At 38.3% G+C, this 14,071-nt stretch carries 10 protein-coding genes; 1 reads left to right on the top strand and 9 read right to left on the bottom strand.

The genetic code is table 11. From position 1 onward, the window contains the following. Position 1: 1 nt before the first annotated feature. From T356_RS0100265 to T356_RS0100245, 5 genes are all read right to left on the bottom strand, one after another. Positions 2 to 1,930: an EAL domain-containing protein gene (locus T356_RS0100265; RefSeq protein ID WP_026512746.1), complete on the bottom strand. Its 1,929-nt coding sequence runs from the start codon at positions 1,928 to 1,930 to the stop codon at positions 2 to 4. Between the two features lie 5 nt (positions 1,931 to 1,935). Continuing rightward, positions 1,936 to 2,694, bottom strand: coding sequence for a response regulator (locus T356_RS20010; protein WP_051563045.1), 759 nt, complete (start codon positions 2,692 to 2,694; stop codon positions 1,936 to 1,938). Positions 2,695 to 2,708: 14 nt separating this feature from the next. Continuing rightward, positions 2,709 to 6,491 carry an EAL domain-containing protein gene (locus T356_RS20005; RefSeq protein WP_051563044.1) on the bottom strand — a complete coding sequence of 1,261 codons (3,783 nt, stop codon included), beginning with the start codon at positions 6,489 to 6,491 and terminating at the stop codon, positions 2,709 to 2,711. Positions 6,492 to 6,516: 25 nt separating this feature from the next. Continuing rightward, a complete protein-coding gene (locus T356_RS0100250) occupies positions 6,517 to 7,752 on the bottom strand; it encodes an EAL and HDOD domain-containing protein (RefSeq protein WP_026512745.1) in 1,236 nt (411 codons plus the stop codon). A gap of 91 nt (positions 7,753 to 7,843) precedes the next feature. Continuing rightward, positions 7,844 to 8,764: a glycosyltransferase family 2 protein gene (locus tag T356_RS0100245; protein ID WP_035780044.1), complete on the bottom strand. Its 921-nt coding sequence runs from the start codon at positions 8,762 to 8,764 to the stop codon at positions 7,844 to 7,846. Between the two features lie 171 nt (positions 8,765 to 8,935). On the opposite strand from T356_RS0100245, the gene T356_RS17860 reads away from it, so the two are divergent. After that, positions 8,936 to 10,408 carry a methyl-accepting chemotaxis protein gene (locus T356_RS17860; protein ID WP_035780041.1) on the top strand — a complete coding sequence of 491 codons (1,473 nt, stop codon included), beginning with the start codon at positions 8,936 to 8,938 and terminating at the stop codon, positions 10,406 to 10,408. Between the two features lie 274 nt (positions 10,409 to 10,682). Here T356_RS17860 and T356_RS0100235 read toward each other — a convergent pair whose 3' ends face one another. The 4 genes from T356_RS0100235 to T356_RS0100220 are packed head-to-tail and all read right to left on the bottom strand — an operon-like array spanning position 10,683 to position 14,054. Continuing rightward, positions 10,683 to 11,195, bottom strand: a complete 513-nt coding sequence (locus tag T356_RS0100235) for a hypothetical protein (RefSeq protein WP_026512743.1) — start codon at positions 11,193 to 11,195, stop codon at positions 10,683 to 10,685. A gap of 8 nt (positions 11,196 to 11,203) precedes the next feature. Then, positions 11,204 to 12,010 carry a hypothetical protein gene (locus T356_RS0100230; RefSeq protein WP_026512742.1) on the bottom strand — a complete coding sequence of 269 codons (807 nt, stop codon included), beginning with the start codon at positions 12,008 to 12,010 and terminating at the stop codon, positions 11,204 to 11,206. A 25-nt stretch (positions 12,011 to 12,035) separates the two neighbouring features. Continuing rightward, positions 12,036 to 13,019 carry a hypothetical protein gene (locus tag T356_RS0100225; protein ID WP_026512741.1) on the bottom strand — a complete coding sequence of 328 codons (984 nt, stop codon included), beginning with the start codon at positions 13,017 to 13,019 and terminating at the stop codon, positions 12,036 to 12,038. A 27-nt stretch (positions 13,020 to 13,046) separates the two neighbouring features. Next, on the bottom strand, positions 13,047 to 14,054 hold the full coding sequence (locus tag T356_RS0100220) for a hypothetical protein (RefSeq protein ID WP_026512740.1): 1,008 nt from the start codon (positions 14,052 to 14,054) through the stop codon (positions 13,047 to 13,049). Positions 14,055 to 14,071 lie beyond the last annotated feature (17 nt).

Below are 14,071 nucleotides of genomic sequence, written 5' to 3'. Positions count from 1 at the left end.
CCTATATTCTTCCCCTCTTTGCCATTTCAACAAATTCAACCCTTGAAACAGCAGGTGAAAGATAATCTCCCAAAATATAATCTGCATAAATGTCTTTTATCTTATCAAAGTATTCAAACGAATCTACACCCGATACAACAACGGTTTTATTTATCTGTTTGAACATATCCGTCCTGTTCTTAAGGATAAGATTTCGCTTTGAACTGCCGGTCGTCTCCATGAAATGCCTAATATTGACTATTACCCCGTCAAAGCCACCCAGCATATCATATCTGACTCCCATAGAATCGTTCTTGTAATTCCCCATGAAAATCCTGACTCCGTCTTCACTTAGCCTTTCTATGACATAATCAACGGAATCCGTTTCAACGTATAATACGTTGTCATTTATATCAAGCGCGATCTTCGAAAGATCGACATTGTACTGCTTGGCATATTCTCTTACAACTCCAACAAGTTCTTTACTCATAACCTTATCGGATACTGTATGCATCATGATAAATCTGATGCAATCGACATTCTCCTCAAGAAGTGCACCCGTAAATCTAAGTATTGAGCCAATCATCCTGTGTTCCAGTTCTTCTGCAAATCCCGATTTCTCCGCAACACTCATGAACTCGCCAAATGACACTTCACCAAGAGCCGGATCGTTCAGATACAAAAGAGCTTCCGCGCCGCATATGTTATTCCCGCTCTTATCAAAAAACGGTCTGTATTTGACAACAAAATGATTCTCATTCATTCCGCGAACGATTGCTTTTTCAACCTCGATCTTCCTCAAAAGGAAATCAAGATCATGCCCTATAAGGATATTCTTGCCGGCATCTTCGATATGCGCCTCGGAAAGCATAAGGATATCCTCTTCGCTGTTAAACATCTCGGGCGTTCCCGCGCATATGATCACAGCATTTATATTCATCTGATTTTCATCAAGATCCCAGCTCTTATCAAATCTGTCCCTTATGGTATGCGCAAGTTTATTGCTCTCATTCTCAGTACCGTCAACGCACAGAATATAAAAACAGGCAATGCCGCTTATATAAACATCATACTTATCCGCAGTATCAAATAGATATTTCGCGATCTTTTTGATTATAGCATCAAAATCCGCATAACCCATGATGTTAATATAAGCATCCGCATTCTCTATGCGCACACAGATCGACTTAAAACTTCTGTTTAGTGAAATGTAATTCTTGATATCCTGCAAAAGAGCCATTCTGTTATAAAGCCCTGTTCCGGAATCTACTCTGTCATCATCTTTTTCCAAAATGATCATTATACCCATAAGCCCTATAGACTCACAGAGAAGCTCGCACGTGATCCTTGGGAAAAGAAGCTGTATGATGACTCCCGTTATGGCAAGCGACAAAAAATATACCATGGCACCCTTTTTAAGATGATTGATACTCTTCCAGTATCGTACAAGTAAAAGGACGCAAAGAACGAAATAAAAAGCACTTAGAATATAAGCTGCATAGACAACCGGTCCTCTGTGAAAAACAAGGTCTGACGAAGCCGTAAACGCAAGTCTCGTCATAGGATTGGAAAAAAGAACCGTCTCTATCACAAACATCGGAACCGCAAAAGCAACTCGCAGTCTCTTGGAAAAAAGATGCAATATACCACAGACAACTATTATGTAATACAAAAGAATCGGCATCATCAAAAAATGCGTAGCATAATAGATATACTTACTAAAATAACACACAAAGAATTTATACGCATACGGAAAGTCATAATTATATGCGCTATATGCTGCGATTCCCGTGCACGCATTCAAAGAAACGATCACAAGAAGCGTAAGCAGAAGCCTGTTCTTGAGACTTTTCTTTTTCCTTATCACGATCGCGCAGAATATACTTGTTAAACTGACTATCAGCGCCGCCACACTAAATGTAAGGCCGCCGTTCGGAGTTCCTTCAATCATATTGTTTATTCCCTTGATTCAAAAAAATTCCTAAGTGTATCAAGCAGTTTTTCTTTATCTATAGATTTCAAAAGATAATCCGCAGGCTTAAGTGCAAGAACTTCGGTAACGCTCTTCTTATCATTTTTGCCGGTGAGGAACATAACGGGAATCCCGCTTGAGAATGACTCTTTTTTGAGCATCTCCATAACTTTCGGTCCGTCTATTACCGGCATATCATAGTCAAGAAGTATCAGATCCGCCTTGTTATTTGCAAGCCATGCAACAGCCTGTGCTCCCGAGTTTGCTACTCCCACCCTGAAGTCCTCCTTAAGCCACTCTCTGAGCATCTGCAGATATGTAAAATCATCATCCACAACAAGAATGCATTTGCGCTTCATCTGTATATATTCTTCGTCGGTAACAATGTATATCTTGCTAAGGAGCTCATCCATATCAAGCGGCCTTGTCATCTCACAAGCTATATCCTCTTTGGGTATGAACCTGTGAATGAACTTAAAAGTTTCATTGTCGCCGATTATTATGACGATCATATTCTCATCAAGGCACAGCTCCTTGAAATAAATGATTGCATCCTGATGCTCCACATAATCACCGTCCGTGTAAAGAATAGCCAGACTGGCATCCGCCTTCTTGGCGCTGATATCGGAAATAGAATATGATGTCTCCGCCACAATAAAATGATTGTCAACAAGACTCTTTTTTATTGCGTTGACCATGAACGTTGTATCATTTCTGACTAAAAGAATTTTTTTATCAAACATTCATTTGCTCCTGTCTACAGCTCACTCTCTGTTATTTTTCCTATATTCTCCCAATCAAGCATCTTGAGGTATTCCTTTATCTTCCTGATATTCTCCTTATCTTTTTCCGGAAGTGTGTAGTCCTTTAACGAATCAAGTATCAGTTCCATCGTGTCGTAGTTAAGCCCCTTACATGCTTCTGCCATACTTCCGTATGCATCCTTAAGCTCCGATTCCTTGATAGCAGGCTTGTCGCCGTCCTCATCGCTTTCTTCACTTCCTTCCATCCCGGGAACTCCCGCAACTTCATACTCTACAAGAAGATATCTGTTCATCAGCTCTGAGTTGTGATCCTTAATATACACGGTATCTCCGATAGAGCCGGCATGTTCAATGCTCGCTGCAAGATCTGCCAAAACGTTTGCTCCTATAGTCCTGCTGGTACTCTTAAGTGAATGTACATAGCTTGTATAATCCTTCCAGTTTTTCTCATCAAATGCCTGCCCGATATTTCCCTTAGTAAGCTCAATCGATTCGTAATAAACCTTAAGGATATTAAAGTAACTTTCTTCACTTCCGCAGTTTTTGAGCCCTTCTTCATATTTTATCTGGGTAAGTCCCGACATATAGTCCTTGAATTTCTTTTTATCATCCTCAGGTTCGGTATTTTCATCGCTCTCTTCCTCATTTTCCATATATACAACCTTTTCCTTCGGAAGATATTTTATAAGCGCTTCCTCGAGCTTAGTGCCCTCAACAGGTTTACTCAGATAATCCGTAAATCCTTCGCTTATAAAGCTCTCTTTTGCCCCTGATATCGCATTGGCTGTAAGGACGACTATAGGAGTAAAACTGTTCTTACTCTCCTCATCTTCCCTCATGCGGTGAAGTGTCTCGACACCGTCCATCTTTGGCATTCTGTAATCAAGGAAAATAAGATCGTACTCTTTTTCCCGCTGCATTATAAGACACTCCTCACCGCTCCTTGCATTGTCGATACCGATCAATGTGTTCTTCAGAAGCTCTTTTATTACCACATGATTGACCGGAGTATCATCGACAACAAGAATATTTGCATCTTTGGCCGTAAACTTGACCTGATAGCGTTTTCGTATCTTGTTAAGTTCAACAATCCTGCTCCTAAAATCTCCTATTACGGTATCTCCGACTTTCTTCTGCGGAAGAATTATCTTAAATACCGAGCCTTCACCGTACTCACTTTCAACATCAATCGAACCGTTCATAAGCTTTAAGAGATTGCTCGTGATCGCAAGCCCAAGTCCGCTTCCTTCAATGGTCCTGTTCTTGTCCATATCAAGTCTCTTAAACTTGGCAAAAAGATTTGAAAGATCCTCCTGTTTGATACCGATTCCCGTATCAATGATATCTATATAAAGATTAACTCTACCCTCAGATATATCTTCTCCTCTTATCTTTAAAGTCACGCTTCCTTCCATCGTATATTTAACGGCGTTGTTAAGAACATTGACGATGATCTGTCTAAGTCTCATCTCATCGCCGCAAAGACTGTTCGGCAGGTCCTTATCCACCTCAAAAATCAGTTTGAGAGATTTCTGTTCAGCCTTAAAATAGATCATGTTATAAGCATCGTTTAATACGGAACTCAGTTCATAGTTCCGTTCGCTTATCTCCATATTTCCCGCTTCGATCTTGGAAAAATCAAGGATATCATTTATAAGTGACAAAAGAGTCTTTCCCGCACTCTCAATATTTTTGGAGTACTCAAGAATCTTCTCATCCGTACACTCACGAAGAATAACTTCATTCATTCCAAGAACCGCATTTATAGGCGTTCTGATCTCATGAGACATATTGGCAAGGAAATTACTCTTTGCCTCATTTGCAGCCTTTGCTCTTCTTTCCTCCATTCTCGCTGTTTCCGTTGCTTTCAGAATGGCGATAAAATCATTTTTGCTTACTACTCTGGAATAATATTTTCCCTGGACGTAATCCGCTTTTATATTTTGTATAAGCTCCGCCTGTTCCTTGGAATGAACACCTCCTATGACAATCTTTTTCCCCGTCTGATTCATTGTAGAAAGACGGTTTTCAAGTATCAGTCTTCTCTGCGAAGATGACTCCGAATCCTGCAAAAGACCCGCGTTTACTTTTATTCCCTCAAACAGATAAGATGTCGATGACTGCATTCCGAAAAAGCTCGTTCCATACTCATCCATGTAGAAACGGATTCCCATCTCGCCAAGATCGGATATAACCTGATATATGATATTCTTATCTGTAACAGCCGCACTCTCCGTTATTCCAAAAACAAGCTTCTCAGGTTTTACATCATATCTCGAAAACAGCTCTTTTACCTGAGCGATGAAATCTGTCTTTATTATCTGCGCCGAAGACAGCTTGATACATATAAACTCAAGCCCCATCTCTTCTACGATTCCGCCGCCGATAAAATACAAAACCTCTTCGAGCAAAAAAAGGCCAAGTTTCTCAATTGTTCCCGTCTGATTGGCTATAGGCAGAAACTCTTCTTTGGCTATTTCTCCAAGCTCCTTATCATTGAATTTAAGAACCGCTTCCGCTGCACAGATTGAAAGATCTCCCTTGGTATAAATGGGTTCGTAAAAAACTCTGAAACTGGAGCTCTCAATTCCTCTTCTGACCGCCTTTTCAACATCGGCTCTTCTTATTACAAAATCAAGTTCGTTGCAATAAATCGGTCTTCCCTTGTCAAGGTCAATGAACGTATCAGCCAAAAGAAGCAGATTATCAAGATTTTCAAATTTTTCCGGTGAACTTGCCTGAATAACAAGCGCCTTAAGTTGTACGTTTCCTCCCTCGATAATTATGTTTTTTTCAAATCTGGCATAGATCTCATCCGCGATTCCCCGTGCTTTCTCCTTGGAGATATCAGGGCATACAAGAAAGAAACATTCTATTCCGACGCGATATACTTCAAATTTCTTATCAACATTTCCAAGATATCCTGCGACATTTGAAAGAATCTTTTCATAATTCTCATGACTTGTGATCTTGCGAAGAATATCACCGTTAAGTATCTTTACGCAGATAGCATTAAACGGTCTGTTGTACTTGAAATAATTACCTATATCAGTAACAAAAGCATTTCTGTTGAGAGCTTTAGTCGAGAAATCTTTTCTGTCGTCATCTCCTTCAAACATGATCATAATGCCCATTGCGCCGATTGCTTCGCACATGAGCTCACATGTTACTTTGGAAAAGACCATCTGAACAATAAGTCCTATCAGAACAAGGACATAAAAATACAGAATCGCAATCTTTTTGAGTTTATTAAGGCAATCCCAGTAAATATACAAAATGATAATGGAAAAAACAGTGTATAAGGCGCATATTCCATATGCAATATATACTCCGCTTTTTCTCACATACTGAAGATTTTCGTCTAGCTCAAAAACAATGTGAAACAGCGGATTTACCATCGTCATTAACTCCATAAAAATAAAAGGTATACCTAAATATAGGCGTACCTTCCCCGTAAACTTGTGCTGGACTCCGCATTCCACCACTATGTAATATACAAAAACAGGAACCATTGCGAAATGGGTAAGAAAATACACAAAAAGATTTGCATGACCAATTAAAAGCTTAGTTTCAAACGTAAGCTTACTGTATACAAGAAACTGCTCCACGATACCCGATAAGGAATCTATGGCGATTATCAATATGAAGGCAATGAAAAGCCAATTCTTGAGCTTTACCTTACCTCTGATGATCAGTTTGTAAACAATGCACGTAACGCTGATCACTAGGGCGGATAAATTGAAGGCACTACTGCCTATCACTTCAGCACCGACCATAAAGTCACCCCGTTGTACAAAGCTGTTATCCGGTTAATTTTGCAGGAAAAAGATCTCTATACCATCTGAGCGCTGACAGATAAGCCTCATAAATTTTCGTCATGCTCATATTTCCGAGTACCATAAGTCTTGAAATTTCCGTCCAGTCTGCATCCTCATATCTCTTAATGAAATTTAGGACCGGTGCGAACTCACCCTCATTATTCAAAAGAGCCAGTTTTACATCCTTCGGTACAACTACCATGTTAAGTGAATCCTCCATGGTCTTACCAAGCATTATATCTATAGCAGAGAAAAGTCCCATGATAAAGAGTTCCTGCCCCATAAGTCCAAGTTCAAAACTCTCAGCGAGATTCTCCGCAAACTTAGCTCTTATCATAACAAGCCTTGTTATCTCAGTAGGTCTGTCTGCACAAAGCTCTTTTGTGACCGCAGTATTGATCCATCTCTTCAGCTCTTTCTGTCCGAGCATGGCTGTTGCGTGACGGATCGATGTGATCTCAGAATTAAGTGCCATCCTGTTTACTATCTCTAAAAGTGAAATAACAAGCGCCGGATCCTTGCCGATAACATCTGCGGCTTCCGTAAGATCAAAATCAGGAGCGTTTACAACATTAAGAAGTTCAATGTAATTTGCCTTAAGCGGATTTACTTCCGTCTCGGATTCGACTACCGGCATTCTAAAGAAACTGCCTTCGTAAAGATCGTATCCGCCGTGCCCGGTAAGCATATCGTACTGCTCCTGAGTATCGACATTTACCGCACACAGTTTAATATTGGGATAAACCTTACTAAAGTATATCTTGGCTTTCTCTATATCGATCTTTGCATGATTAAGCAAAATATAATCACACTGTCTTAGGATTTCTCTGTAGGGTTCAAAACTTGAAATAGGAAGTTTTCTGATCGCAAGCTTGTATCCTTGCATCTTGAGCTCCTTCACCCTTTTTATATAATCAGGCTCGGGAGTGATACTGTTATCCATAAGGAGAACCACTTTATTTGCAGGAACTGTGCACTGGAGAGAAATTTCTGCGAATACAGAAAACTGATTTACCGGAACAAATACTTCTTTTCCCCCCGACAACATTGACATCCCCATACTACTTACAACTTCCAGTTCATGAACCGTACCTGCCCCGTCATATCGCGCGCCTCCCTCCAGTTCAGGGTTCAAAAAGTGATTTTCTTTGCGCGCAAACACAGAGTATGCACAAACAGACATTTTATCATCGAACAATGGAATTAAAGTAGCTAACATTGCCTGTCTCCTTTCATACACATGACCTAATCCACCCAATTACATTTTACCCTATATAATTGATTTTTACCAAGTTTTTTTCAAAATTTCGTTATTTTTGATACGTGGTTTTATCAATAATGTAACGAGGTCGACCTTTAACTTCATCGTAGATCTTGGATATATAGACACCAATGATGCCAAGTCCCATCATAGTCATGGCCGATGTAAAGCACTGCAGGATTATAACTGTAGTAAATCCCGGCTTATCGGTATGTAAGAAAAAGTGTCTGATCAACGCTTCAACACTAAAGCCAAATCCAAGCAGAGCAACAATCCATCCCGCTATTGTAATGAGATGAAGCGGTGCCGATGTAAAAGATGTTATGTTAGTGATCGCATATTTTATAAGAGATTTGGTGCTCCACTTTGATACACCCGCCTCTCTTTCTCTGACATCATATTCCACTTCCGTACTCTTAAATCCGATCCATGATGAAAGCGCTCTGAAAAAGGCATTCTTTTCATTCATATTAAGAAGTACGTTCATAGCCTTTCTGTCAAGGAGCTTGTAATCGGAAGCTCTGGACATATCAAATCCCATCGCATCACTCATGATATTATAAAAGCTCTTTGCTGCAAACTTATGCATGGCAGATTCTCTTCCTCTGCTTGTCTTGACGCCTTCAATAATCTCATATCCCTGTTCCCAGAGCCTGTACATCTCAACGATCTTTTCCGGCGGATGCTGAAGGTCGCAGTCAAGAACTACGCAGCAATCGCCGCTCGCCTCTGCAATACCTGCAAATACCGCAGACTCTTTTCCAAAGTTTCTTGAAAAGCAAACACCCTTAACTCTTTTATTGCGGGCAGATTCTTCATTTATCACGTTCCATGTATTGTCAGCGGAACCGTCATTAACAAAAAGCAGTTCAAATTCAATCCCTGCTTCATCCAATATTCCTGAAATTGTTTCGGAAGTTTTGCTGATCATTTCCTCTTCGTTGTATGCGGGAATAATAACAGAAAGCATAACTAAATCCTCCAAACGAATACTACTAATTGCTAATTATATCATATTTCTATAGTCAAAAAAACTGTTTAGTCCAGATATAATGCAGGTTTTCATCTAGCTAAGGTAACGTTTTTGTGATAGAATCTTTCCATTGTTCTAAAAATTAATATCCATTCTCGGAGGCATAACATGGACGCAAAGCAGTACAGTCGCGCAAACAAAAACAGTTTTTACGTAAGTATCATCATAGTGGCAACAGGAATCGTAATAAATCTGTTGTCGCTATTGACTAAAGGATTTGACATCGGAAAGGCGGTCATATTTGCAAGTGCCGTAGTCAGTTTGATCATGATATTTATCGGTAATTTTAAGTTTTCTACAGAAAAAGCCGGTGCAATCTGCATCACTTTAGGAGCAACGATATTCTATATTTCACTTGTTCTTGCAGGAAACAATCTCTTATATTTCGCATTCGGACTTCCTATCCTTATATGCAGCATGCTCTACTCTAACGTAAAGCTCTGCGGTTACGGAGTTAGTTTTATAAGTATATGTTTCATTATTTCCATCATTAAGAGTGTTTTTACAACAGGTACCATTGATCCGGTCCTTGTTCCCGCAATAGCAACTTTGGCACTTGCATTTATTGCATGTATTTCAACTGTTTCTCTAAGCAAAACATTTATTGATGAAAACAATTCGGTTATAAGCAAGAATGCAGAAGAGGCTCTCGCAGTCGGAAGCAACATGGCTGAAATCGCAAACAAGATCACAGATCTTTTCAACTCATCACAGGAGGATCTTACGGCTCTTCAGTCTATTATTGAGTCTCAGCAATCAGGTATGCAGAATATCGCAACAAGCATGGAAAGCACTTCTCAGTCAATTATTAAACAGGCTGAAAAAGTTCAGGTCATCCAGGAAAAAACATCCACAACAGAGCAGGATCGAATCCAGATGACAACTGCTTCTGAAAGCACACAAACAGCCATTGACGAAGGTATAAGAGTCATCGAAGAACTCAAGATAAAGTCTCAGGCTGTTTCAACAGCAAGTCAGATAACAGTTGACGCAACACAGGCAGTTATAAACAAAGTCGAAGAAGTTCAGTCTATCGTTGGTTCCATTATGGCAATCTCAACACAGACCAATCTCCTTGCCCTCAATGCAAGTATCGAGGCGGCAAGAGCAGGTGAAGCAGGAAAAGGTTTTGCGGTTGTCGCAAACAATGTCCGCGAACTTGCGGCAGATACCAACACTGCTTCTACAAAGATCACTAATATCATTAACGAGCTTAACGAAGATGTTCAGAAGGCGATGTTCAGTATTGATGACACCGTCACAACAGTAGACAAGCAGAATGAAATGATAGAATCTGTGGGCGAGAGCTTTACAAGTATCAACAACAATGTATCCGAAATGATAAACCGTTTCGCTCACATCGACGAGGGCATGCAGTCAATTGCAGCATCCACTTCAGAGATCAACGACAGTATCTCTACTCTCTCGGCAACAAGCCAGGAAGTTGCTTCTCTTTCACACGAAGGAGCAAGGGCATCTGATGAAGCTGCAGATAGATTCAATGCATTCAAAAAAGTCCTTGGCGACATCTCAGATCAGGCCGACAAGCTTCACAAGATGCAGAGAATTGCAGAGCTGTAGTTTGTGCCTTTAATGACGCGCGGTCGCAAAGGTATACAGTCGGAAATCCGATGTGTACGGCTGCGCAGTGATTTTCATGAATTTACAAAAGCAGGAACCGCCTCTTTTCACGTTGTTCAGAGAAGTCGGCGGTTCCTGCTTTTGTAAATTCTGAAATCATCTTGCTCGTCCGAAGACATCGGATTTCCGACTGTATACCTTTGCGGCCGAGCTGCCTACTTAAAGCCGGTAAAATGCAACAGCAAACTTTACCGCAATTATTGCCCATCTAAATTCAACAACCATTGATTTTTTCTAACACTTCAGACTGCTCCAAAAATTTATAGGAATCAGGCTCATCACTATAGCTATAGGAATACACTGGAATTTTAGCAATATGATTAATAAAAAATGCTGCTTCAGTGGCATACTTTACATTTTTTAACATTTTACGAAAAACAATTTCCATAGAATCTTCAACATGAAGTATTTTTATTATTTCTGACGCATTTTTAATTTGAACATCATCTATACCGACATAGTAATGAGCTATTTCAACACTATTTTGAAAAATATCAAGAGCCAAATAATCATCATCATCATACTGCAAACTAATAACCGGTAAATCTATTCTTCCGGAAAGAATGGCAGCTTCCTTTGTTATATTTTCATATCTTACAAAAATATCATCTTCTACAATCGTATCCCAGTTTTCAGTAAGATGAATAATGGCATATTCTTCTTCCAAATCGTATTCCATCATATGTCTAGGATTATAAATTTGTAAGTTCTTAAAACTTAATCCCATAGTTGTTGTTATCCTTTTCCAAGTTTTTCATTGGCTATTTTCCAATCTAAAACTTTGATATCATGTTCTTTAAGTTCGCTAATCTCAAATAAAAAATTTAAATTCTGTATCAATTGCCCCTGCATCTCTTCTATGCGCATACAACTTATCCAAAAGCCAAATAACCCCTCTACAAAAGGCATCTTTACATATATTTTATCCTTTCGCCTAATTTCTATAATTGTTCTTTCTTCATTGAAAAGCCCAATAGAAATCTCTAATTTTTTATTTTTTTTCAACAAAACTCCAATATAGAATGATACTATTTCATAAAAAACAAATTTAATATCATCCCATTGTTTTCCTTGTATCTCAGAAAAAGAAGCGCAGATCAAATCCATTGCATCAACTATTTTTATTTCATCTATATCAACCTCGCTTTTTTCGCAAAACAGCTCCGAAAGCTCACAATAGTTCTTTGATATATAATCAAAATCATCCTCATGTAGTACCGGAAGTAAACGCCTTTTATCTAAAATCTGATATCCTTCTGTCTCCAAAAACTTTTTTATCTGACATATTATATTTCTGTACGATTCCTTATCGTTGATGTCATATTCATATCTAAATCTGGCATTATCAAATCCATTCACCTTCAATTCTCCGGGTCTGGAAATATCTTCTATAAAATCTATACGTTGCCCCAGTCCTTCCCTTTTTAATGAAAGAATATACCATGTGCCTCTTACCGGAGTCCCCCATTCCAGTGTAAAGCCATGTGTTTTAGCAGATTCACCGATAATACTTTTTATTATTTCTTTTCTATTGATTTTCATACTCTCTATCGATTTCTTTATCTTCTTATTTTTTCTTCTTGTTTTTCTTTTTTTGTTTCTTATTTGGTGATTTTTGAGAATTGGTTTTTTGCGAGTTGTAAGAAGAAATTACGTTAGCTTTAAGGTATCCGATCAAGGTTTCGTAGTTGCTGTAATCACTGCTGATAGTCGGAAATAAAAAACCCAATTTCTCATTTTTCATAACGATAGTCAGCTCTTCAAATCTTGAAACGCCTTGTTTGCATCTGCGAGTCACATAGCATGTTTTAAAATATGATATATCATCGACATTTATGTTTTTAACCGGTATGCCGAAGTTTTTTATGTCTATGCATTTGTCGTGAACCTTGACGGTGTATGCACTTGAGAATGCCCAAAAAAGAAAAAGAGCATCCATAAACAACAGTCCTATTATCTCAGGTAGCATCTCACAAATAGTATAAGTATAGCTGATTAACAAACCAAAAATGCCATAGTTAAAAAAAATGAGTATGCTGATACACGTAACCAAGATAAAAAAAGAGCCTTTTACATGCATTTTAAAATTGTGGCAATCAGAATACTCTTTTTCCGGGATGTTATTCCTTTCTATCATGCCGTTAAAATAGCCTTTTGCTTTGCGATCAAGATTTTTATATTCAATACATATTTCTTTACCGCCGACAAGGTACAGAAACACTGTATTACTTGTATTTGAACTATATGAAGATATTTGATCTAATTGAATTTTTCTTCGGAACGGGCCATACTTAATCTCAATATGAGCAGGTGCTATCACGTACACTGTTTTCTCATATACCCAGCCCAGAAAAGCAATTAACACCGCCAATAATTCGAGTAAATATAATGTTCTTGGCGAATCATAACCTTTCAAAAAATCTACGAGCGCGACAGCATATATTACCGCTATTATTATAGAGACCAAGAATAAACCTTCATATTTCTTGCTTGGAATTATCATATTATCTCCGACTTTTTGCGGAGCATATTTGCCTTTAGATTTAGACATAAAACTTGTACCTCATTCCGATTCACACTAAAGAGTGTGGCGGCGGCGTCTTTTCTTTAAATTTATCTTATTTTGATTTTCATTTATCTTTTTAGCTTTCGGCTTTTTTTCAGAATTACGATATTTCAATTCGAATGAAGTAGGAATTCCGTTGGCTTTGAGATAACCGATAAATCTTTCGTAGTCACTATAACTGCGTGTGATAGTTGGAAAGAAAAAACTCAATCCGCCATTTTTCATATTGAGAGTTAGCTTTTCAAATGTAGTACTACCATATTTAGCTCTATAAGTCACATAATCTGATTCATAATCAGATATATCATTGACATTAAAACTTTTAATCTGTATACCAAAGTTTTTTACATCGATGCATTTATCATGAATATAGATTGTGTATGTATATGAAAATATCCCGCAAAATAGGAGAAAATTTACAAACAACATCAGTATTATCATTTGAAATACATTAGAAAACGAGGAAGGCGAACTCACTATAATCCAGTCAAAAAATATGAGTATACCGCCAAAAATACAAATCCACAACCACCTATCTGTTCTATGCATCTTAAAGTTTTGGCAATCAGAATATACTTTTTCCGTGAGGTGTTTTTTTCTTATCACATTATAAAGAAAATAATGCTGTGCATAGTTCATATATCGATATTCAATTCTTAATTCCTTTCCGTTGGTAAGGTACAAAAACAGTACATGGCCGGTAGTTGAACTATATGAAGATATTAGATCTAACGGAATCTTTCTGCCGAAAAAACCATGCTTGATTTCAATATGCTCAGGCGTTATCACATACTTTGTTTTATCCAGAGTCCATCCTCCAAATACAATTAACGCCGATATAAATCCCAGTATGCATAACAAGTCCGATATATCTTTACCTATATTACACAATACGACCAAAAAGATACACTCTGCAGTTAATATAACAAACGCTAAGAATAAGCCTTTATATTGTCTACTTGGTATTATTATGTTATCTCCGATTTTTTTCGGATTATTTTTGTCTACAAATTTAGACATAAAACGTGTACCTCATT

The organism is Butyrivibrio sp. LB2008 (genome assembly GCF_000621565.1).
Taxonomy (GTDB): Bacteria; Bacillota; Clostridia; order Lachnospirales; family Lachnospiraceae; genus Butyrivibrio.
Note: the sequence above shows the minus strand (reverse complement) of the source record. Positions and strands in the feature narration are given on the sequence as shown.